We start from the raw sequence: 22,483 nt of genomic DNA on the forward strand, positions 1-22,483 counted from the left end.
GTACGGGGAAGAGTTTTCGAACGCGGAGCCGTTGATGGTCGTCGGGCATCGATCCGCGTGGCGTGGGCACCGCCGGCTGTGAGAGGGACGGGAATGGAACCGACCGAGAGCGCCGCCCCGGACTCATGGCTGCGCCTGCGCCGCAAGGCGCTCGCCCGGAGGGGGAGTCCGCGCGCGGGACGTGCCCCGGACCGCCCCGGCGCCCCCGTGAAGCCCGCCGCCGACGACTGCTCACCCGTGTCCCGGGCGGTCCTCGGCGCCGTCGGCGCCCCCGCCCTGCCGAGCAGCGACAGCGAACGCCGGCTGACCTGGCCCGCCCTGCCCACCACCGTCGTCGCTGCCGCCGCCCTCGCCCTTGCCCTCGGCTTCTTCCGCGCGTTCACCGGCAACCACGCCCTCTTCCCCTCGGGCACGGCTGGCTGGTCGCTCGCCGTGCTCACCGGCATCATCGTCGGCCACCTCGTCATGCTCGGCCGCGCCCGCTGGTGGGGCGGCACCGGCTCGGGCGCCGCCCTCACCCTCGCCGTCCTGCTGCTGTACGGCTGGGTGCCCGCCGGCATGGTCAGCCTCACCGTCGTCGTCCTGGTCGGCGTCGCCCGGCGCCACCGCTGGCGGCAGGGCGTGCTGCACGGCGCGGTGGACATCCTCGGCATCGGCGCCGGCGCGCTGCTGCTCGGCGGCTGCGGGCGCGTGCCCAGCGTCGAGGCGCCCTGGACGCCCGACCAGTGGACCGTCGCCACCGTCCCCGAGGTCGTCCTCGCCGCCGGCGCCTACCTGCTGGTCAGCCGCGCTCTGCTCTGGTACCTGCACACCCCGCGCGGCGGCGGACTGCCCACCGTGGCCCGCACCGCCCTCGTCAGACAGGGCCTGGTCGCGGTCGCGCTGCTCGGCATCGCCCCGCTGATCTGTGTGGTCGCCGCCGCCCGGCCCGTGCTGCTCCCACTGTTCGCGATCCCGCTGATCGCCCTCGACTCCACCCTGTGGATGGCCCGCGCCCGCGCGGAGGAGCAACTGCGCGACCCGCTCACCGGGATGCCCAACCGGCAGTGGCTGCTGGAGCGGATCTGGACGGCCCTGGACGACGCCGAGCGCATCGGCGCCCGCGCCGCCCTCATGCTGATCGACCTCGACCGGTTCCGGTCGGTCAACGACACCCTCGGGCATCTCGCCGGTGACCGGCTGCTGCTCCAGATCGCGGACCGGCTGCGGCTGGCCCTGCCGCGCGGGGCGGAGGCCGCGCGGCTCGGCGGCGACGAGTTCGCGGTGCTGCTGCCGGTCGCCGACTCCACCACCTCGGCCACCCGGGTCGCCCGCAACCTCGTCACCGCGCTCAGCTCCCCGCTCGACCTCGACGGGCTCACCCTCGTCCTGGAGGCCAGCGCGGGCGTCGCGGTCTTCCCCGACCACGCCCTGGACGCGGAAGGGCTGCTGCGCCGCGCGGACGTCGCCATGTACCAGGCGAAACGGGACCGCACCGGCGTCGAGGTCTACGAGTCCAAGCGGGACTCCAACACCCCGGACCGGCTCGGGCTGCTCGGCGATCTGCGCCGGGCGCTCGACGCCCACGAGGTGCAGCTGCACTACCAGCCCAAGGTGCGCTTCGACGGCAAGGTCGCCGGTCTGGAGGCACTGGTGCGCTGGGTGCACCCCGAGCGCGGGAAGGTTCCGCCGGACGAGTTCATAGCCATAGCCGAGTCCTCCGGGCTGATGCCCCACCTCACGGAGTACGTGCTGGAGACGGCGCTCGGCCAGGTCGCCCGGTGGCGTGCCCAGGGGCTCACCGTGCCGGTCGCGGTCAACGTCTCCCCGCGCGACGTCCACACCCCCGGGTTCGCCGGCTCGGTGGCCGCCCGCCTGGCCCGGCACGGGGTCCCGGCCGGGGCGCTCCAGCTGGAGATCACCGAGCACGTGCTGCTGGAGGACCCGCAGCGGGCCGCCGACACCCTCGCCGCGCTCACCGGGCACGGCGTGAAGATGTCCCTGGACGACTTCGGCACCGGCTACTCGTCGCTGGTGCACCTGCGGCGGCTGCCGGTGAGCGAGCTGAAGATCGACCGGTCGTTCGTCGCGCGGCTCGCCGTGGACACGGAGGACGCGGAGATCGTGCGCTGCACCGTCGACCTGGCGCACTCGCTGGGGCTGCTGGTCGTCGCCGAGGGCGTCGAGGACGACGAGACCTGGGAGCGGCTGCGGGACCTGCGCTGCGACGCCGTACAGGGCTGGCTGGTCGCGGCGGCGATGCCCGCAGAGGAGACGACGGCCTGGCTGCTCGCGCGCGGGGCACGGGGATGGCAGCGGCCGCGGGCCGCCCTCCCGGCCGCCGAGTGAGGTTACGGTCCGGCTCCGCCGCGGGCGCGGGCAGCCGCCCCGCCGCGCGCCCGGTGTGAGGGCCGGGGGAGGTCCGGGGGAGGGCTCCGTCCCGGGGTCGCGGCAAACCGTTTCACGGGCACCCTGCCCTGCCCCATAGGATTGGCCCCAAACCACACACACTCACCCCAGAGGATCGCTGCATGCCTGGCATCACGCGCGAGGAGGTCGCCCACCTCGCCCGGCTGGCGCGTCTGGAGCTGAAGCCCGAAGAGCTCGACCACTTCGCGGGCCAGCTGGACGACATCATCGGCGCGGTCGCCCGCGTCAGCGAGGTCGCCGACCAAGACGTACCGCCGACCTCGCACCCGCTGCCGCTGACGAACGTCATGCGCGCGGACGAGGTCCGTCCCTCGCTCACCCCCGCGCAGGCGCTCTCCGGCGCCCCGGCCCAGGAGCAGCAGCGTTTCAAGGTGCCGCAGATCCTGGGGGAGGACTGAATCCCATGACGGCCAAAAATATCGAATACTGCATCAAGCTCACGGCCGCCGAGACCGCCGAGAGGATCGCCTCCGGCGAGCTGACGGCCGTCGAGGTCACCGAGGCGCACCTGGCCCGGATCGAGGCCGTGGACGAGAAGGTCCACGCCTTCCTGCACGTCGACCGCGAGGGCGCCCTCGCGCAGGCCCGCGCCGTCGACGAGAAGCGCGCCCGCGGCGAGAAGCTCGGCCCGCTGGCCGGCGTCCCGCTCGCGCTGAAGGACATCTTCACCACCAAGGGCATCCCGACGACCGTCGGCTCGAAGATCCTCGAAGGCTGGATCCCGCCGTACGACGCGACGCTCACCAAGCGCCTGAAGGCCGCCGACGTCGTCATCCTCGGCAAGACCAACATGGACGAGTTCGCCATGGGGTCCTCCACCGAGAACAGCGCCTACGGCCCGACCGGCAACCCCTGGGACCTCACCCGGATCCCGGGCGGCTCCGGCGGCGGCTCCTCCGCCGCGCTCGCCTCCTTCCAGGCGCCGCTCGCCATCGGCACCGACACCGGCGGCTCCATCCGCCAGCCGGCCGCCGTCACCGGCACGGTCGGCGTCAAGCCCACCTACGGCTCCGTGTCCCGCTACGGCATGGTGGCGTTCTCGTCCTCCCTCGACCAGGGCGGCCCCTGCGCGCGTACGGTCCTGGACGCGGCCCTGCTGCACGAGGTCATCGCCGGGCACGACCCGCTCGACTCGACGTCCATCGACGCCCCGGTCCCGCCGGTTGTCGAGGCCGCCCGCAACGGCAGCGTCGCCGGCCTGCGCGTCGGCGTCGTCAAGCAGTTCCGCGGCGAGGGCTACCAGGCCGGCGTGCTCCAGCGCTTCGACGAGTCCGTCGACCTGCTCAAGGGGCTCGGCGCCGAGATCGTCGAGCTGGACTGCCCGTCCTTCGACCTCGCCCTGTCGGCGTACTACCTGATCGCGCCGTCCGAGTGCTCCTCCAACCTCGCCCGCTTCGACGGCCTGCGCTACGGCCTGCGCACGGGCGACGATGGCGGCCACTCGGCCGAGGAGGTCACCTCCCTCACCCGTGAGGCGGGCTTCGGCCCCGAGGTCAAGCGCCGCATCATGCTCGGCACCTACGCCCTCTCCAGCGGTTACTACGACGCCTACTACGGCTCCGCGCAGAAGGTCCGCACGCTCATCACGCGCGACTTCGAGAAGGCGTTCGAGCAGGTCGACGTGATCGTCTCCCCGACGACCCCGACCACCGCCTTCGCGATCGGCGAGCGCGCCGACGACCCGATGGCGATGTACCTCGCCGACCTGTGCACCATCCCCACGAACATGGCGGGCAACGCGGCCATGTCGCTGCCCTGCGGTCTCGCCCCCGAGGACAACCTCCCGGTCGGCCTCCAGATCATCGCCCCGGCGCTGAAGGACGACCGCCTGTACAGGGTGGGTGCCGCCGTCGAGGCAGCCTTCGTGGAAAAGTGGGGGCACCCGCTCCTTGAGGAGGCTCCGTCGCTGTGAGCAACGCACTGTCGAAGGCCAAGGGCTTCAAGAAGTCCAAGTCCGGTACGTACCTGTCGATGGCCACCACCGCGTTCGGCGCGTTCGGTGTCGCCAAGCAGATCAAGAAGGCCCGTGCCGAGCACGACACGCTGCGGCTCGTCGACGCCACCGTCTCCGCCGTCGCCATCGTCACCGGCCTCGCCATCCTCTACCGCGAGTTGAAGCGGCTGGGCGACGACGACGTCCTGCTGGGCTGAGAGGGAAGTTTCACCGTGACCACCACGACCGACCTGGTGTCGTACGAGGACGCGCTGGCGTCGTACGACCCCGTCATGGGCCTTGAGGTCCACGTCGAACTCGGCACCAGGACCAAGATGTTCTGCGGCTGCTCGACCGAGCTGGGCGCCGAGCCCAACTCGCAGACCTGCCCGACCTGCCTCGGCCTGCCCGGCGCGCTCCCGGTCGTCAACGCGACCGGCGTCGAGTCCGCCATCAGGATCGGCCTCGCGCTGAACTGCTCGATCGCCGAATGGTGCCGCTTCGCCCGGAAGAACTACTTCTATCCGGACATGCCGAAGAACTTCCAGACCTCCCAGTACGACGAGCCGATCGCCTACGACGGCTACCTCGACGTGCAGCTGGAGGACGGGGAGACCTTCCGCGTGGAGATCGAGCGCGCCCACATGGAGGAGGACACCGGCAAGTCCACCCATGTCGGCGGCGCGACGGGCCGTATCCACGGCGCCTCGCACTCGCTGCTCGACTACAACCGCGCGGGCATCCCGCTCATCGAGATCGTCACCAAGCCGATCGAGGGCGCCGGCGAGCGCGCCCCCGAGGTCGCGCGGGCGTACGTGCGTGAGCTGCGCGAGCTCATCAGGGCGCTCGGTGTCTCCGAGGCCCGGATGGAGATGGGCCAGATGCGCTGCGACGTGAACCTGTCGCTGCGCCCGAACGGCACCGAGAAGTTCGGCACCCGCTCCGAGACCAAGAACGTCAACTCGCTGCGGTCCGTGGAGCGCGCGGCCCGCTTCGAGATCCAGCGGCACGCGGCCGTGCTCTCGTCCGGCGGCACGATCATCCAGGAGACCCGCCACTTCCACGAGGACACGGGGTCGACGACCTCCGGCCGGGTGAAGGAGGAGGCCGAGGACTACCGGTACTTCCCGGAGCCCGACCTGGTGCCGGTGGCGCCCTCCCGCGCGTGGGTCGAGGAGATCCGCGCCGTGCTGCCCGAACTGCCGCTGGTGCGCCGCAACCGGCTCCGCGAGGAGTGGGGGGTCTCGGCGACCGACATGCAGGCCATCCTCAACGCCGGTGCGCTGGACCTGATCGTCGCCACGATCGACGCCGGTGCCGACGCGGCCTCCGCCCGCAAGTGGTGGATGGGCGAACTGGCGCGCAGCGCCAACGAGTCGGGCGTCGCGCCGGACGAACTGGCCATCACACCGGAGCAGGTCGCCCGGGTCACCGCGCTGGTCGCGGCCGGTGACCTCAACGACAAGCTGGCCCGCCAGGTCATCGAGGGCGTCCTCGCCGGCGAGGGCACCCCGGACGAGGTCGTCGAGAAGCGCGGCCTGAAGGTCGTCTCCGACGACTCCGCGCTGGGCACGGCCGTCGACGAGGCCATCGCCGGCAACCCGGGCGTCGCCGACAAGATCCGCGGCGGCAAGGTGGCCGCGGCCGGCGCGCTGGTCGGGGCGGTCATGAAGGCCACCCGCGGCCAGGCCGACGCGGCCCGCGTCAAGGAGCTGATCCTGGAGAAGCTGGGCGTCAGCGAGGGCTGATCCCGCGTTCACCGAAGCCCCGGGGGGACACGCCGACACCGGCGTGTCCCCCCGAGGTCCTTCCGGGGCGCGAACACATGTCCGGTGCGGGGTGAACGGGCGCGGTGGTTCCTGCGTACGGGAGGGGGATGCGTAGGAGTTCGGTCGACACGACACCGCCCGGGTCGGAGCCGCGGGAGCCCGCCGACGGCGCCGACGAGCATGCCGCGGGCGCGGGCCCCGGGGGCGACGGGGAGGACGCCGCTCCCGAGAGCGGGGGCGAGGGCGTGGACGCGGGCTTCGAGGGCGCCGACGAGGGCCGGCCCTTCGGGAACGAGGGCCAGGACGACGGCGACGAGGAGGAGTACGCCGGGGGCGCGCGCCGGGTCCGCTGGTCCGCCGCCGCCTCCGGGGCCCTGCTGTGCCTCGCGGGGCTCGCCGCCGCGCTGCTCCGCCTCGCCCGCTCCGCACCCGCCCTGGTGGTGGCCGCCTACGCCCTCGGTGCCGCCGTGTGCGCGCTCGGCGCGTTCCTCGGTCTGCGCGGACGTACCCGCAGGGCGCTGTGGCTGCTGGTCGGCGGCGTGATGGTCATGGCGCTCGGCGACCAGTTCGACTGAACGGGGCGCCCGCCGTCCATGAAAGGCTCGACGCGTCCGTAGAGGAACGCGCGAAGGAGCGACGGCAGGATGTACGCGATATCCCTGGGTGACGACGGAGCCGAACTGCGGCCCCTGGAGCCCTGGCACGCCGAGGAGTTCCTGGCGCACCTCGACAGGGGACGGGAGTTCATCGGTCAGTACATCGCCTTCGGCTCCCGCGAGACCGACGTCGACTCCGCGCGGGCCGTGCTCACCTCGTACGCCGACAAGCGCGCCGCCGACTCGGGCTCCCTGCACGGGATCTGGCGCGAGGGGGAGCTGGTCGGCGGGGTCCTGTTCCGGACCTTCGACGCGGCCCACGGCACCTGCGAGGTCGGCTGCTGGCTGGAACCTGCGGCGACCGGCCGGGGCCTGATCACGCGGGCCGTCACCGTCCTCGTCGACTGGGCGGTGAACGAGCGGGGCATCCACCGCGTCGAGTGGTACGCGTCCTCCGGCAACCGGCCGAGCATCGAGGTCGCGCGGCGCCTCGGGATGAGCCGCGACGGGGTGCTGCGCGAGAGCTATCCGCACAGGGGCGAACGGCACGACGTCGAGGTGTGGTCGGTGCTGGCCCCCGAGTGGCGTGCCGCCCGCGCGCGGGCCGTGCACAGCGATCATTAAGAGACCTCTCAGACAGCGTCCGTACGGTGCGGGGCATGGGAACGAAGACAGTGGACGAATCCGGGGCCGCGGCGGCCGCCGGAGCAGGGGACGACGACGTGAAGGACGAGGTGACGGAGGGAACCGGGTCGACCGGGCAGGCCGTGGACCAGGAGAGGCCCGCGGAGCCCGCCGAGGCGGTGGACCGGCGGAAGCCCGTGGAGGCCGCGGAGGGTGCCGGGACCGTCGGTTCCGGGGAGCCTTCCGCGTCCGACGCGTCGGAGGAGTCCGACGCGCTCGGGGACCTTGACGAGTCCGGGGAGCTCGACGCGTCCGAGGAGCCCGCAGGGGCGGAGCGGCCCTCGGGTGTGGGACAGGGTGCCGCCGCCGTCGTCTCGGCCGCGCTCGGCCTCGTCTCGCTCAACGGCGGCTGGATCGGCACGGTCGCCTCCGCGCGCGAGACCCTCGTCGGACAGCTCCAGACCTCCTCGACGGCGAGCGTCGCCACGCAGGTCAAGGAGGTGTACGGCGACGCCTGGCACGCCACCGCGCTGTGGGCCGGAGTGTTTGCGCTGCTCGCCCTGGTCACCGGTGTCGTCACCCTGGCCCGGCCCGCGTTCGGCGCCCCCGGCGGGCAGCAGGCGCCCTGGATCAAGTCCGTCGCCTGGGCGGGCGTCTCGCTCGGCGTCGTCGGGCTGCTGCTGGCCGTGCTCAAGTACTCCGACGCGCTGCTCGGACTGCCCTCGACCAACTGAACCACCGCACGCCACAAGGGGTCTCAGATCCGTCCGCGAGCACCACGCGGGGTGTCTGAGGCCCCTTAGGCGTGTCCGGGGTCCGCCGGCCGAGGCGAAGATGCGGAAACCTCCCGATGCGGCGGTCCCGCCTGGGGGCCGACGGTGGAGGCATCGCTCGACGCGATGCCGAAACCCGCTCTCACCAGGGACACACCATGCCCGAGTACACCCTTCGCGCGCTCCAGCGCGCCCACACCGACGAACTCCTGCGCAGGGCCGCGTACGAGCGTCTGGTCGGCGAGGCGGTCCGGAGCCGGCGTGGACCGCGCCGGCGCACGTTCCGGCGCTTCTTGCGGCGGGGCTCCCGGCGCGAGGCGCGGCCACATCGCACGGCCGCCCCGCCCCCGAGCGTCTGCTGTCCCCGCTCCCGCCGCTCCCCCCGCTTTCCCTGCTCTCACGGCCGGTCAGGCTGTTGATATGACTGGGACGGTCGGCCTGTGGACAACGTCTGCCGGGGTGCCGACGGGCCGTGCGATGCTCGGGACCGTGGAGACCAGATCCGTCAGTCCCGTGTTCGTCGGGCGTGCCGAGGAGTTGCGCACGCTGGACGACGCGCTCGCCCGCGCCGCCGAGGGCGAGCCGCAGGCGCTGCTGCTCGGCGGGGAGGCCGGCGTCGGCAAGACACGGCTCGTCGAGGAGTTCGCCCGTGCCGCGGACCGCCGGGGCGCCGTCGTCGCGCTCGGCGGCTGCGTGGAGATCGGCGCCGACGGACTGCCCTTCGCGCCCTTCTCCACCGCCCTGCGCGCCCTGCGCCGTGCCCTGCCCGCCGAACTCGCCGCAGCCGTGGCCGGCCAGGAGGACGAACTCGCGCGCCTCCTGCCCGAGTTGGCCGAGGCCGCGCCCGCCCGCGGCACCGACCGGCACGACGAGGAGGGCACGGCCCGCCTCTTCGACCTCACCGCCCGCCTCCTGGAGCGCGTCTCGGCCGACCGCACCGTCGTCCTCGCCCTGGAGGACCTGCACTGGGCCGACGCCTCCACCCGCCACCTCCTCACGTACCTCCTGCGCACCCTGCGCACCGGCCGCCTCGTCCTCCTCGCCACCTACCGTTCCGACGACATTTACCGCCGCCACCCCCTGCGCCCCCTCCTCGCCGAACTGGACCGGCTGCGCACCGTCCGCCGCTTCGACCTGGCCCGCTTCACCCGCGACGAGGTCGGCCGCCAGATCGCCGGCATCCTCGCCGCCGAACCCGCCCCCGCCCAGGTCGACGCCTTCTTCGAACGCTCCGACGGCAACGCCTTCTTCGTCGAGGAACTCGCCGTCGCCGCCCACGAGGGCTGCCGCACCGGCCTCACCGACTCCCTGCGCGACCTGCTCCTGGTCCGCGTGGAGGCACTGCCCGAGACCGCCCAGCGGGTCGCCCGGACCGTCGCCGAGGGCGGCTCCACCGTGGAGCACCGGCTGCTCGCCGCCGTCGCCCGGCTCGGCGAGGACGACCTCATCGAGGCCCTGCGGGCCGCCGTCAACGCCACCATCCTCGTCCCCGCCCCCGGCGGCGACGGCTACCGTTTCCGGCACTCCCTCGTCCGCGAGGCCGTCGCCGACGACCTGCTGCCCGGCGAACGCGCCCGCCTCAACCGCTCCTACGCCGAAGCCCTGGAGGCCGACCCCGCCCTGGTCCCCGTCGGCGAACACGTCCTGCGCCTGGCCGGTCACTGGTACCGCGCGGGCGATCCCGCCAAGGCCCTGCCCGCCGTCCTGGACGCCTCCGTCACGGCCCGCCGCCGGCACGCCTACAGCGAGCAACTGGGCCTGCTGGAAAGGGCGATGGAACTCTGGGACACCGCACCGCGGGCCGTGCGCGACGCCCTGCGCCCCGCCGACTGCACCGAGGCCTACCCACCCGGCGGCCGCGACCCGGCCACCGCCCCGCTGGACCTTCTCGACCTGATGGCCGAGGCCGCCGTCGCCGGCCGGCTCAGCGGCGAGCGGGAACGCGCCCTGACGATCACCCGGCGGGCCCTGCGCCTCCTGGCGGACGAGGACGATCCGCTGCGCGCCGCCTGGTTCTGGACCCAGCGCTCCCGGCTCGTCCAGGCGCAGGCCCGCGGCGACGGCTGGAAGGAACTGGCCACCGCGCAGGACCTCGTCCGCGGTCTGCCGCCCTCCGAGGTGCACGCCGAGGTCCTGGGCAGCGTCGCCTCCTGGCTGATGGCCCACGCCCCCGGCCCCGACGCCCTCTCCGCCGCCGAGCGGGCCGTGGAGTACGCCCGCATGGTCGGCGCCCACGAGACCGAGCTCAACGCCCGCCTCACCCTCGGCGGACTCACCGTCGACGCGGGAGACACCGAGGCCGGGCTCGCGCAGATGGCCGACGTCCGGCGCCGCGCCCTCGACCTCGGCATCCCCTTCGTCGCCGGCCGCGCCTACGTCAATCTCCCCGCCGCGCTCGAATCGGTCGGCCGCTCCCGCGAGGCCGTGGCCCTCCTGGAGGAAGGCGCCGTCTACACCCGGGAGTTCGGCCAACTGGAGTCCGAGGCATGGGTGTGGGGCAACCTCGCCGAGTCCCTGTACGCCCTCGGCCGCTGGGACGAGGCCACCGATGCCGCCCTGCGTGTGATCCGCCGCGGGCGGGGCGCCGAACCCCAGGGCGCCGCCGCCACCTGTCTCGCCGTGCTGGCCCTCCTGCGCGGCGACCTGCCCGAGGCCCGCCGTCGGCTCGCCGAGGCCCGCGCCCGCTTCGGCGGCCGTGACGCAACACCCCAGCAGGCCGTTCCGCTCTTCGTCACGGCGCTCGGTGTCGCCGCCGCGGAGGGCCGGCCGGCCGACGCCCGCGCGGAACTCGGCCGTGCGCTGGAGTCCGGCCTCCCGCCCGGCACCCAGCGCTACGGCTGGCCGCTGCTGCTCGTCGCCGCCACCGCCGAGTCCGACGTCCGCGACCTGCCCGCCGCCGCACCGGGCCGTGCCGAGGCGCTCGACCGCATCACGACCACGGCCCGGAACCTCACCACCGGCGCGCCGGTCTGGCGGGCCCATGAGCGGTGGGTGCGGGCCGAGGTCGCCCGTGCCCGGGGCGAGGACACGGCGGACGACTGGTCGGAGGTGGTCTGCGCCGTCGAACCCCTGGAGCGCCCCCACGACCTCGCCCGCGTCCGGTTCCGGCTCGCCGAGGCCCTGCTCCCGGGCCGCGGGGACGACGACCGCGACCGCGCCGCCGAACTGCTCCGGCTCGCCTCGGCCGTCGCCGTCCACCTCGGTGCCCGCCCGCTCGCCGACGCCGTCGCGCTCGTCGCCCGGCGTGCCGGACTCGCCCCCGGCGGCGCACGGCGGGCGGCGGCTCCCGAGGACCCCGTCCGGGCGCTCGGCCTCACCGGCCGGGAGCGGGACGTCCTGCGGCTGGTCTCCGCGGGCCGCACCAACCGGCAGATAGCCGAGGAACTCGTCATCTCCCCGAAGACGGCGAGCGTCCACGTCTCCAACATCCTCGGCAAGCTGGGCGTCTCCGGCCGCGGCGAGGCGGCGGCCGTGGCCCACCGGCTGGCGCTGTTCCCGACCGGAACCGAGGACACCCTCACCACCGGACGACGAAGCCACGACGCCCCCCGACCTTGAGCGGGCCCGGCACCCGGGCCTGGGCTAGCGCACTTCCAGTTCCAGGATTCGGTCGTCGTCCGGCTTCGGGTCGCCGCGGCCGTCCGTGTTGCTGGTGATCAGCCACAGCCGGTCGCCGCCCGCGGAGGCCACCGTGCGGAGGCGGCCGTACCGTCCGTCGAGGAACGCCTGGGGGGCGGCCGAGGCCGTCGTGCCGTCGAGCGGGATCCGCCACAGGCGCCGGCCCCGCAGCCCCGCCATCCAGACGACGCCGTCGACGAGGGCGATGCCGCTGGGGGACGCCTCGTCGGTGTGCCACTGGGCGATGGGGTTGTGGTACTTGCCGTCGGACGAGCGGCCCTCGGCGTCGGGCCAGCCGTAGTCGTCGCCCGGCTTGATCGCGTTCAGCTCGTCCCAGGTGTCCTGGCCGAACTCCGAGGCGAACAGCCGCTGTCTGTCGTCCCAGGCCAGGCCCTGCACATTGCGGTGGCCGTAGGAGTAGACGGGGGAGTCGGGGAAGGGGTTGCCGGGGGCGGGGTCGCCGTCCGGGGTCATGCGCAGGATCTTGCCGCCGAGGGACTTGGTGTCCTGCGCCAGGCCCCGTTCGCCGCTCTCTCCCGTGCCCGCGTAGAGCATGCCGTCCGGGCCGAAGGCGATGCGGCCGCCGTTGTGGATGAAGCCCTTGGGGATGCCGCGGAAGACCGTGTCGGGGGCGCCCAGTTGATCGCCCTCGGGGCGCTTGTCGTCGTACAGCATGCGGACGACGCGGTTGTCGGAGGCGGAGGTGAAGTACGCGTAGACCATGCGGTCCGAGGCGAAGTCGGGGGAGAGGGCGATGCCGAGGAGGCCGCCCTCGCCGGCCGCCGAGACACCGGAGACCTTGCCCAGCTCGGTCTTCCTGCCGGTCCTCTCGTCGACCCGGGTGATCGTCCCGTCGTCGCGGGAGGACACCAGCAGGCCCCCGCCGGGCAGGGGAGCGAGGCCCCACGGGGTCTTCAGGCCCTCGGCGACGGTGCGCACCACCCGCACCGAGCCCTTGGCGGGCGGCGGCGTCTCGCTCGCGCGCGCGGTCGGCGCGACGGCGCTCGCCGTCCCCGTCCCCGTCCCCGTTCCCGTCCCACTCCCGTCGCCGGACGGTGCCGGGCCGCCGGAGGAGCAGCCGGCCAGCAGGAGCGCGGTGGCGGTCAGCACGGCCGCCGTCCTGGCTCGACGTCGCACGATCATGGTCCCTTCGCCGCGGGCGTCCTCCGCCACGTTCTACTCCACCTACCCGCCCGGCACCCCCCGAGTCCCCGATCCCGCTCCGCCGAATTCACCGCGTCCCCGCGCCCGTTCACCACGCGGGCGTTGTCCACCGCCGACAGGGTTGCCCCGGCGCCGCCCCCCCCACGATCGTTTTTCGTCACCCTCGGCCACCGGAATTGCCCGGAGGGCGATCGATTTCGGTCAGTTTTGGACGGCGAGGGGTGTCAGTCCCAGGAGCCCAGGGCGGGCGGGAGGGACGACAGTTCCGCGAGGTCCTCGGGAGTCAGCCGCAGTGCGGCCGCCGCCGCGTTCTCCGTCACCCAGCGTTCCCGCTTCGCCCCCGGCACCGGCACCACATGACGGCCCTGGGCCAGCGTCCACGCCAGCGCCACCTGCGCCGGCGTCACGTCGTCCCCGTGGCGCCGGGCCACCCGCCGCAGGCCCGCCACGATCGGCTGGTTGGCCGCCATCATCTCGGCGGTGAAACGCGGATGGCGGGCCCGCACGTCGTCGCGCTCGAAGCCCTCGCCCGGCCTGAGCGTCCCGGTCAGGTAGCCGTTGCCCAGCGGCATCGCCGCCAGGAAGCCCACCCCCCGCGCCTCGCACCACGGCAGCAGCGCGTCCAGCGCCTCCGGCGACCACACCGACAGCTCGGCCTGCACCGCGCTCACCGGGAAGACCTGCTGCACCCGCCGCAGCTGCCGAAGCGTTCCGTCATGCATCCCCGTCCCCGAACGCCGGCCCCCGCGCGCCCCCATCGCGCACAGTCCCAGCGCCCGCACCTTCCCGGCCCGCACCAGCTCGGCCATCGCGCCCCACGTCTCCTCCACCGGGACCTCGGGGTCGGCGCGGTGCAGCTGGTAGAGGTCGATGACGTCCGTCTGGAGCCGCCGCAGCGACGCGTCGCACGCCCGTTTCACATATCCCGGGCGGCCGTTGGCCACGATGTGCTGCTCCCCCACCAGCAGCCCGGCCTTCGTCGACACGAAGGCCTCCCCGCGCCGCTGCTTCAGCACCCGCCCGAGCAGCAGCTCGTTGGTGAACGGGCCGTACATGTCGGCCGTGTCCAGCAGCGTCGAGCCCAGGTCCAACGCCCGGTGCGCGGCCCTCAGCGACTCGTCCCCCCGCTGCCGCGACCCGCTGTACGCCCAGCTCATCGGCATGCAGCCGAGCCCGACAGCCCCCACCGAGAGCGCCCCCGCGCCGATCGTCCTGCGCTCCACCTGCTCGTGAACCTCCCTCTCCTGGCTCCCCAACCTAACCGCTGCGCACACCCTCCCCTGACATAGCCTCCTGGGCATGACCGCAGACGTATGGCTTCCCATTCCGCCGGAGGAGATCCACGGACTCCCCGAGGGCCTCGACTACCTCTTCTGGGACGGCGGCGAGGACGGCACGCAGGAGTTCCCCGCGGACCCCGCGGACTGCGTCGTGTACGTGGTGCCCTACATGAAGCGCCAGACCGTCAAGGCGCGGCCCCTGGAGCGGATGACCGGCCTCCGGGTCGTCCAGACGCTCACCGCCGGCGTGGACGACATCACCGCGCACCTCTCCTCCCTGGTACCGGGCGTCCGGCTCTGCAACGCGCGCGGGGTGCACGAGGCGAGCACCGCCGAACTCGCGCTCACCCTCACCCTCGCCTCCCTGCGCGGCATCCCCGGCTTCGTCCGTGACCAGCAGCGGGGCCACTGGCAGGGCGGCTTCCACCAGGCCCTCGCCGACCGGAACGTCCTCGTCGTCGGCTACGGCGCCATCGGCGCCGCCATCGAGGACCGGCTCGTGCCCTTCGAGGTTGCGCGGGTGGCGCGCGTCGCGCGCTCCGCGCGCACCACGGAGCGCGGGCCCGTGCACCCGTTCACCGAACTGCCGGACCTGCTGCCCGAGGCGGACGTCGTCATCCTCTCCACGCCCCTCACGGACACCACCCGCGGCCTGGTCGACGCGGAGTTCCTCGCCCGGATGAAGGACGGCGCGCTGCTGGTCAACGTCGCCCGCGGCGGCGTCGTCGACACGAAGGCGCTGCTCACGGAGGTGGAGACCGGCCGGATCACCGCCGCCCTGGACGTCACCGACCCCGAACCCCTGCCGCCGGCGCACCCGTTGTGGCGGGCGCCCGGCGTGCTCATCAGCCCGCACGTCGGCGGGCCCACGTCGGCCTTCCTGCCGCGTGCGAAGCGTCTACTGACGGACCAGTTGAACCGATTCGTGAACCAGGAGCCCCTGCGGCACGTGATCCTTACAACGGGAGAGGGTGACTCGTAGTCCGCTTCGGGCACCCTCCGCAGTCCCGCGGACGCGGTGCGTGCCTTTCTGTCGCTGGTCGTCACTGAGCGTAGAGAAGCTATGTCCCTGAGTGACGAGACTGGTGTATCGTCCCGACAGGGGCTGCGCCGCTGACCGTTCGGCGCCGGGGATGGACACTGCAGATTTCGTGAGGGGGGCGACGGGCGATGCACGGCCTATGGACGAGCGATCCGACGCGGCGGGGCCGCCGGCGGCGACCCTGGCGCACGGCGGCGCGCAGACGCGGCCACCACACCAGCCACCACCACCGCAGGCCCGGCGGACGCCGACGCCAGTCACACCCGGCGCACCGGGGCCACCGGGACCCGGGGGCGGCGCGGAGCGGGAGGGACCGGTGAGTTCCCCGCCGACCGTCACCACCCCCCTCGACGGGGCGCCCCGCGCGCAGCCGTCCACCGGGGCGCCGCCGTTCCGCCCGCCGACCGCCGGCGGATTCGGCCTGGTCCACCAACTCGCCCTCGCCCTGCTGTGCGCGGCCTACGCCGTCGGGTCCGCGCTCGGCTGGGGATCGGACGACATCGCGCTGATCATGGGCGACTTCGGGCTGAGCGCGGCCGCGGGCACGGCCGCCGTCTCCTGTCTGCTCTACGCCCGCAGTCCGCGGGTCCGCTTTCGACCCGCCTGGCTGCTGTTCGCCCTCTCCTCGGCGATGGCGGCCCTGGGCAACGCGGTCTGGGGGTGGTACGAGGTGGTGCTGCGCCGCCCCGTGCCCAGCCCCAGCTACGCCGACCTGTTCTTCCTGTGCTTCGCCCCGCCCGCCATCGTGGGCCTGCTGGTCCTCGCCAAGCGGCCGGTGACCAGGGCGGGCTGGATCTGCCTGACGCTGGACGCCTGGCTGATCGGCGGTTCGCTGCTCACCCTGTCGTGGAGCCTCGCGCTCGCCCAGGCCGCCCGGTTCGACGGACCGAGCGTGGCGCACACGGCGCTCTCGCTGGCGTATCCGCTGCTGGACATCGCGCTGGTCAGCATGGTGCTCGTCCTCCACTTCAGGCGCTCGCCCGGCAATCGCACGGCGGTCAACACCGCGATCGGCGCGCTCGCCCTGACCGTGATGTGCGACGCCCTGTTCACCTCGCCGCTGCTGCACAGCAGTTACCACTCGGGACAGCTGCTCGACGCGGGCTGGTTCGCCGGCTCCCTGCTCCTGGCGTACGCCCCCTGGGCCGCGCCCCGGCAGCAGACCCACGACCCCGACCACCGGCACCCCGACCACCGGCACGACCAGCATCTTCCCGGCGGGCCCGCGCGCCCCGCCCCCGGGCAGCCGCCCCGGCAGCGCGGCGGCGCCCACCCGCCCCCGTACCCGCACCCGCCCGTGGCCGCAGCCGCGCCGGGCGCCGAGCACACGCGGTATCCGTCCGGCGGCCCGCTCACCGGCTCCCTGGCCGCGCTCACCCCGTACCTGGCGGCGACGGTGTGCACCCTCGGCATCCTCTACAACGTCCTCAACGGCCGCAGCCCCGACCACGTCGTCCTCGTCACGGCCGGCTGCGTGGTGCTGGCCCTCGTGGTGCGCCAGGGGATCATGCTGCTCGACAACATCAGCCTCACCCAGGAACTGGCGCAGAAGGAGAACCACTTCCGCTCCCTGGTGCAGGGCTCCAGCGACGTCATCATGATCGCCGCGCCCAGCGGCGTCCTGAGGTACGTCTCCCCGGCCGCTGCCGGGGTCTACGGCCGCAGGGCCGAGGACCTCGTCGGCTCGGAGCTGGCCCAGCTCATCCACCCGGAGGACCTGGGCGGCGTGGTGCACGAGGTGCGCCGCTTCCTCGCCGCCAGCCCCCTCGAAGAGCCCACCACGCGGATCGAGTGCCGCTTCCGGTCGGGCGGGGGCGGCTGGCTCAACGTCGAGTCCACCGTGAACCGCCACCACGGCGGCCTGATCTTCAACAGCCGCGACGTGACCGAGCGCGTCCGCCTCCAGGCGCAGCTCCAGCACAACGCCGAGCACGACCCGCTCACCGACCTGCCCAACCGAGCCCTGTTCACCCGGCGGGTGCAGCAGGCACTGTCCGGCCGCCGAGCCTCCGACCGCGGCGCCCATCTGCGCGGCACGGCCGTCCTCTTCATCGACCTGGACGGGTTCAAGGCCGTCAACGACACCATCGGGCACCAGGCGGGGGACGAACTGCTCGTCCAGGCCGCCCGCAGACTCCACGAGGCGGTGCGGCACGGGGACACCGCCTCCCGGCTGGGCGGCGACGAGTTCGCGGCCCTGATCGCCGGGGACGGCACCCGTGACCGCGGTGCCCGGGAGCGGCACATCCTGGAGCTCGCCGACCGCCTCAGGACCACCCTCTCCCAGCCCTATCCGATCGACGGCAACGATGTCCGGGTCAACGCCTCCATCGGGGTCGCCTTCGCCGAACCTGGCCTGGGCGCGGGTGAGTTGCTGCGCAACGCCGACCTCGCCATGTACCGGGCGAAGTCCGCGGGCAAGGGCCGCGTCGAGCTGTACAGGCCGCAGATGCAGCAGGACGTCGTACGCAAGGCGGAGCTGGCCACCCGGCTGCGGGCCGCACTGCACGACGGCGAGTTCGCGCTGCTGCACCAGCCGGTGGTGCGCCTGGAGGACGGCCGGGTCACGGCGGTCTCCGCGCAGGCGCGCTGGCGTTCCTCCCAAGGGGTGCTGTTCACGCCCGCCGAGTTCCTGCGGGTGGCCGAGGACAGCGACAAGACCGCGGAGCTGGACCGCTGGATCCTGGAGGAGGCGGTGGAACAGGCCGCCGAGCGGGCGGCGACCGGGCTCACCGTGCCCGTGGCCGTCCGGATGGGCGCCCGCCGGCTGCTCGACCGCTCCCTGCCGCTCGGCTCGGTGGAGGCCCTGCTGACCCGGCACGGGCTGCCGTCCGGTTCTCTGCTGATCGAACTGGCCGACACCGACCCGCGGGTCCCCCTGGACGAGCTGGAGCGGCGCCTGGCCGCCCTCAGACGGCTGGGGGTGCGGATCGCGCTGGACGGCTTCGGCAGCGGCTACGCGACGATCACCGCGCTGCGCAGGCTCCCCGTCGACGTGCTCAAGCTCGACCGGGGACTGGTCGAGGGCGTCGTGGAGTCGGCCCGGCTGCACAAGATCACCAGTGGGCTGCTGCGCATCGCCACCGACCTCGGGCTCCAGTCCGTGGCGGAGGGCGTGGACCTCCCGGAGCAGGTCGTCGCCCTGCGCGCGATGGGCTGCACCCATGGCCAGGGCATGGCGTTCGCCGGGCCGCTGGACGAGTACCGGTTGCGCAGGGCCCTCGGGTCCGGCCGCTATCCGGTTCCGCACGGTCCGGCCGAGCCGGTGTTCGCGGGAGGGGGCGCGGGGGTGTACACCAGTGGTGTTCCCGCTGTCCTCGGAGGCGGCAGTGCCCTTCGTTCACATACTGAGACGCCCGTCCCACCCACTTGACACGTGGTGCGCGCCGGGAGGAGGGTCAGTTCCATGCGCACCCGAATTCTCGTACTTGGACAGCGCGTCGGCTGAGCTGGGACCCACCGGAGGACGATCCGGAATCCCCAGCGACCTCACCGGCGCGCTCCCCTCGCTTGCCTTACGGCACGAGGGGTTTTTTGTTGCACAGGCACCATGCGGATCGCAGCCGCACACCGCACAAACTTCGCAAAAACCCTCAGCATCGAGAAGAGAATGCCGATGACCGAGCAGGCCACCGGGGCCCAGCAGCCGCAACCGCGGCCCCGTTCCGGAGGACAGCACTCCGCCCCCGTTGAGCACGTCACGGGAGCGCAGTCCCTCATCCGTTCGCTCGAGGAGGTCGGCGCCGACACGGTATTCGGCATTCCCGGCGGTGCGATCCTGCCCGCGTACGACCCGTTGATGGACTCCCGGCGCGTGCGGCACGTGCTGGTCCGGCACGAGCAGGGCGCCGGCCACGCGGCCACCGGGTACGCGCAGGCCACCGGCAAGGTCGGCGTCTGCATGGCCACCTCGGGTCCGGGCGCCACCAACCTGGTCACGCCGATCGCGGACGCGCACATGGACTCGGTGCCGCTCGTGGCGATCACCGGGCAGGTCGCGTCCAAGGCGATCGGCACGGACGCCTTCCAGGAGGCGGACATCGTCGGCATCACCATGCCGATCACCAAGCACAACTTCCTCGTCACCAAGGCCGAGGACATCCCGCGGGTGATCGCGCAGGCGTTCCACATCGCCTCCACGGGCCGCCCGGGCCCCGTCCTCGTCGACATCGCCAAGGACGCGCTCCAGGCGAAGACCACCTTCTCCTGGCCGCCCGTCATGGACCTGCCCGGCTACCGGCCGGTGACCAAGCCGCACGCCAAGCAGATCCGCGAGGCCGCGAAGCTGATCACCACCGCGCGCAGGCCCGTCCTCTACGTCGGCGGCGGCGTCCTCAAGTCGCAGGCCACGGCCGAGCTGAAGGTGCTCGCCGAGCTCACCGGAGCGCCCGTCACCACCACCCTGATGGCGCTCGGCGCGTTCCCCGACAGCCACCCGCTGCACGTGGGAATGCCGGGCATGCACGGTGCGGTCACCGCCGTCACCGCGCTGCAGAAGGCCGACCTGATCGTCGCCCTCGGAGCCCGCTTCGACGACCGCGTCACGGGCAAGCTGGACAGCTTCGCCCCGTTCGCCAAGATCGTCCACGCCGACATCGACCCCGCCGAGATCGGCAAGAACCGCGCCGCCGACGTGCCCATCGTCGGTGACGCCCGCGAGGTCATCGCCGACCTGGTCCAGGCCGTCCAGAAGGAGCACGGCGAGGGCCACCGCGGCGACTACACCGCCTGGTGGAACGACCTCAACCGCTGGCGCGAGACCTACCCGCTCGGCTACGACCAGCCGGCGAACGGCTCGCTCTCCCCGCAGCAGGTCATCGAGCGGATCGGCCAACTGGCGCCCGAGGGAACGATCTTCGCCGCGGGCGTCGGCCAGCACCAGATGTGGGCCGCGCACTTCATCCAGTACGAGAACCCCGCCACCTGGCTCAACTCCGGCGGCGCCGGGACGATGGGCTACGCGGTCCCGGCCGCCATGGGCGCCAAGGCGGGCCGGCCCGATCGCACGGTCTGGGCGGTCGACGGCGACGGCTGCTTCCAGATGACCAACCAGGAACTGACCACCTGCGCCCTGAACAACATCCCGATCAAGGTCGCCATCATCAACAACGGCGCCCTCGGGATGGTCCGCCAGTGGCAGACCCTCTTCTACAACCAGCGGTACTCCAACACCGTGCTGCACTCCGGCCCGTCCGACCTGAACGTCGGCTCGGCCGAGGGCGCCGGCAAGCAGCCGAGCGCCGGCACCCGCGTCCCCGACTTCGTGAAGCTGTCGGAGGCGATGGGCTGCTACGCGATCCGCTGCGAGCGGCCCGAGGACCTCGACAAGGTGATCGAGGAGGCCAACTCGGTCAACGACCGTCCGGTCGTCGTGGACTTCATCGTCCACGAGGACGCGATGGTGTGGCCGATGGTCGCCGCCGGCACCTCCAACGACGAGATCATGGCCGCCCGGGACGTCCGCCCCGACTTCGGCGACAACGAAGACGACTGAGCGAGGAAGACCAAGAGAAATGTCCAAGCACACGCTCTCCGTCCTGGTGGAGAACACGCCGGGCATCCTCGCCCGGATCGCCGCCCTGTTCTCCCGCCGCGGCTTCAACATCGACTCGCTCGCGGTGGGCGTCACCGAGCACCCCGACATCTCCCGCATCACCATCGTGGTGGGCGTCGAGGACCTGCCCCTGGAGCAGGTGACCAAGCAGCTCAACAAGCTCGTCAACGTGCTCAAGATCGTCGAGCTGGAGCCCGCCCAGGCAGTCCAGCGCGAACTCGTCCTGGTGAAGGTGCGCGCCGACAACGAGACGCGCTCCCAGATCGTCGAGATCGTCCAGCTGTTCCGCGCCAAGACGGTCGACGTCTCCCCGGAGGCCGTCACCGTCGAGGCGACCGGCAGCGGCGAGAAGCTGACGGCCATGCTCAAGATGCTGGAGCCGTTCGGCATCAAGGAACTGGTCCAGTCCGGCACCATCGCGATCGGGCGCGGCGCACGGTCGATCACCGACCGCTCGCTGCGCGCACTCGACCGGTCCGCCTAGTACGACGTTTCGGGCGGCCGGGGGACACCGGCCGCCCGTATGCCGAGATCCCCGAACCCCCCTGCCCCCCACCGGCATACGGTGGGCAGCAACACCTGCACACCAAGGAGAGAACCCAAAGTGGCCGAGCTGTTCTACGACGCTGACGCCGACCTGTCCATCATCCAGGGCCGCAAGGTCGCGGTCATCGGCTACGGCAGCCAGGGCCACGCGCACGCCCTGTCGCTGCGTGACTCCGGTGTCGACGTCCGCGTCGGTCTGCACGAGGGCTCCAAGTCCAAGGAGAAGGCCGAGGAGCAGGGCCTGCGCGTGGTGACGCCCGCGGAGGCCACCGCCGAGGCCGACGTCATCATGATCCTGGTCCCGGACCCGATCCAGGCCCAGGTCTACGAGGAGTCGATCGCCCCGAACCTGAAGGACGGCGACGCGCTGTTCTTCGGCCACGGCTTCAACATCCGCTTCGGCTTCATCAAGCCCCCGGCCGGGGTGGACGTCTGCATGGTCGCCCCCAAGGGCCCGGGCCACCTGGTGCGCCGCCAGTACGAGGAGGGCCGCGGCGTCCCCTGCATCGCGGCCGTCGAGCAGGACGCCTCCGGCGACGCGTTCGCGCTGGCCCTGTCGTACGCCAAGGGCATCGGCGGCACCCGCGCCGGCGTCATCAAGACCACGTTCACCGAGGAGACCGAGACCGACCTGTTCGGTGAGCAGGCGGTGCTCTGCGGTGGCACCACGGCGCTGGTGAAGGCGGGCTTCGAGACCCTGACCGAGGCCGGCTACCAGCCCGAGATCGCGTACTTCGAGTGCCTGCACGAGCTCAAGCTGATCGTGGACCTCATGTACGAGGGCGGCCTGGAGAAGATGCGCTGGTCGATCTCCGAGACCGCGGAGTGGGGCGACTACGTCACCGGCCCGCGGATCATCACGGACGCGACCAAGGCGGAGATGAAGAAGGTCCTGGCGGAGATCCAGGACGGCTCGTTCGCCCAGAACTGGATGGACGAGTACCACGGCGGTCTGAAGAAGTACAACGAGTACAAGCAGCAGGACTCCGAGCACCTGCTGGAGACCACCGGCAAGCAGCTGCGCAAGCTCATGTCCTGGGTGGACGAGGAGGCGTGACCTCCGTGTCCGGCGGTGGGGGGGCCCCCCCGGGGCCCCCCCCCCCCCCCCCCCCCCCCCCCCCCCGCGCCGCGGGGGGGGGGGGGGGGGGGGTGGGGACGCCGGGGGGGCGGCCGGG

At 73.0% G+C, this 22,483-nt stretch carries 16 protein-coding genes; 14 read left to right on the forward strand and 2 right to left on the reverse strand.

Annotated features, from left to right (window positions below):
- Positions 1-93: 93 nt before the first annotated feature.
- The 9 genes from AB0F77_RS34310 to AB0F77_RS34350 all read left to right on the forward strand — a co-directional run bounded on the left by AB0F77_RS34310 (position 94) and on the right by AB0F77_RS34350 (position 11,662).
- Entirely contained in the window at positions 94-2,328 is a 2,235-nt protein-coding gene (locus AB0F77_RS34310; protein ID WP_361955803.1) for a bifunctional diguanylate cyclase/phosphodiesterase, read from the forward strand.
- 182 nt (positions 2,329-2,510) lie between these two features.
- Positions 2,511-2,807, forward strand: a complete 297-nt coding sequence (gene gatC / locus AB0F77_RS34315; RefSeq protein ID WP_018544665.1) for an Asp-tRNA(Asn)/Glu-tRNA(Gln) amidotransferase subunit GatC — start codon at positions 2,511-2,513, stop codon at positions 2,805-2,807.
- A 5-nt stretch (positions 2,808-2,812) separates the two neighbouring features.
- Entirely contained in the window at positions 2,813-4,321 is a 1,509-nt protein-coding gene (gene gatA / locus AB0F77_RS34320) for an Asp-tRNA(Asn)/Glu-tRNA(Gln) amidotransferase subunit GatA (protein WP_361955805.1), read from the forward strand.
- On the forward strand, positions 4,318-4,560 hold the full coding sequence (locus tag AB0F77_RS34325) for a hypothetical protein (RefSeq protein WP_361955807.1): 243 nt from the start codon (positions 4,318-4,320) through the stop codon (positions 4,558-4,560). The genes gatA and AB0F77_RS34325 overlap by 4 nt, the downstream gene beginning before the upstream one ends.
- 15 nt (positions 4,561-4,575) lie before the next feature.
- On the forward strand, positions 4,576-6,090 hold the full coding sequence (gene gatB, locus AB0F77_RS34330) for an Asp-tRNA(Asn)/Glu-tRNA(Gln) amidotransferase subunit GatB (RefSeq protein WP_361955809.1): 1,515 nt from the start codon (positions 4,576-4,578) through the stop codon (positions 6,088-6,090).
- A 128-nt stretch (positions 6,091-6,218) separates the two neighbouring features.
- Positions 6,219-6,686, forward strand: coding sequence for a hypothetical protein (locus AB0F77_RS34335; protein WP_361955811.1), 468 nt, complete (start codon positions 6,219-6,221; stop codon positions 6,684-6,686).
- Positions 6,687-6,755: 69 nt separating this feature from the next.
- Complete coding sequence (locus AB0F77_RS34340; protein WP_361955813.1) at positions 6,756-7,331, forward strand: GNAT family protein; 576 nt, start codon at positions 6,756-6,758, stop codon at positions 7,329-7,331.
- A gap of 35 nt (positions 7,332-7,366) precedes the next feature.
- Entirely contained in the window at positions 7,367-8,065 is a 699-nt protein-coding gene (locus tag AB0F77_RS34345) for a hypothetical protein (RefSeq protein WP_361955815.1), read from the forward strand.
- A 459-nt stretch (positions 8,066-8,524) separates the two neighbouring features.
- Positions 8,525-11,662, forward strand: coding sequence for an AAA family ATPase (locus tag AB0F77_RS34350; protein ID WP_361955817.1), 3,138 nt, complete (start codon positions 8,525-8,527; stop codon positions 11,660-11,662).
- A gap of 24 nt (positions 11,663-11,686) precedes the next feature.
- Here AB0F77_RS34350 and AB0F77_RS34355 read toward each other — a convergent pair whose 3' ends face one another.
- Complete coding sequence (locus AB0F77_RS34355; protein ID WP_361955835.1) at positions 11,687-12,865, reverse strand: PQQ-dependent sugar dehydrogenase; 1,179 nt, start codon at positions 12,863-12,865, stop codon at positions 11,687-11,689.
- A 245-nt stretch (positions 12,866-13,110) separates the two neighbouring features.
- Positions 13,111-14,109: an aldo/keto reductase gene (locus AB0F77_RS34360; protein WP_361955819.1), complete on the reverse strand. Its 999-nt coding sequence runs from the start codon at positions 14,107-14,109 to the stop codon at positions 13,111-13,113.
- A gap of 76 nt (positions 14,110-14,185) precedes the next feature.
- Here AB0F77_RS34360 and AB0F77_RS34365 point away from each other — a divergent pair, with 76 nt between their 5' ends.
- The 5 genes from AB0F77_RS34365 to ilvC all read left to right on the forward strand — a co-directional run bounded on the left by AB0F77_RS34365 (position 14,186) and on the right by ilvC (position 22,365).
- Positions 14,186-15,148 carry a 2-hydroxyacid dehydrogenase gene (locus AB0F77_RS34365; protein WP_361955821.1) on the forward strand — a complete coding sequence of 321 codons (963 nt, stop codon included), beginning with the start codon at positions 14,186-14,188 and terminating at the stop codon, positions 15,146-15,148.
- Positions 15,149-15,524: 376 nt separating this feature from the next.
- On the forward strand, positions 15,525-18,581 hold the full coding sequence (locus AB0F77_RS34370; protein WP_361955823.1) for an EAL domain-containing protein: 3,057 nt from the start codon (positions 15,525-15,527) through the stop codon (positions 18,579-18,581).
- Positions 18,582-18,824: 243 nt separating this feature from the next.
- Positions 18,825-20,702 (forward strand): acetolactate synthase large subunit, encoded by a 1,878-nt coding sequence (locus AB0F77_RS34375; RefSeq protein ID WP_361955825.1) that lies wholly within the window; start codon positions 18,825-18,827, stop codon positions 20,700-20,702.
- A gap of 19 nt (positions 20,703-20,721) precedes the next feature.
- Entirely contained in the window at positions 20,722-21,246 is a 525-nt protein-coding gene (gene ilvN, locus AB0F77_RS34380) for an acetolactate synthase small subunit (RefSeq protein ID WP_361955827.1), read from the forward strand.
- A 120-nt stretch (positions 21,247-21,366) separates the two neighbouring features.
- A complete protein-coding gene (ilvC, locus tag AB0F77_RS34385; protein WP_361955829.1) occupies positions 21,367-22,365 on the forward strand; it encodes a ketol-acid reductoisomerase in 999 nt (332 codons plus the stop codon).
- Positions 22,366-22,483: the final 118 nt, after the last annotated feature.

Source organism: Streptomyces sp. NPDC026672 (assembly GCF_040638185.1).
GTDB lineage: Bacteria > Actinomycetota > Actinomycetes > Streptomycetales > Streptomycetaceae > Streptomyces.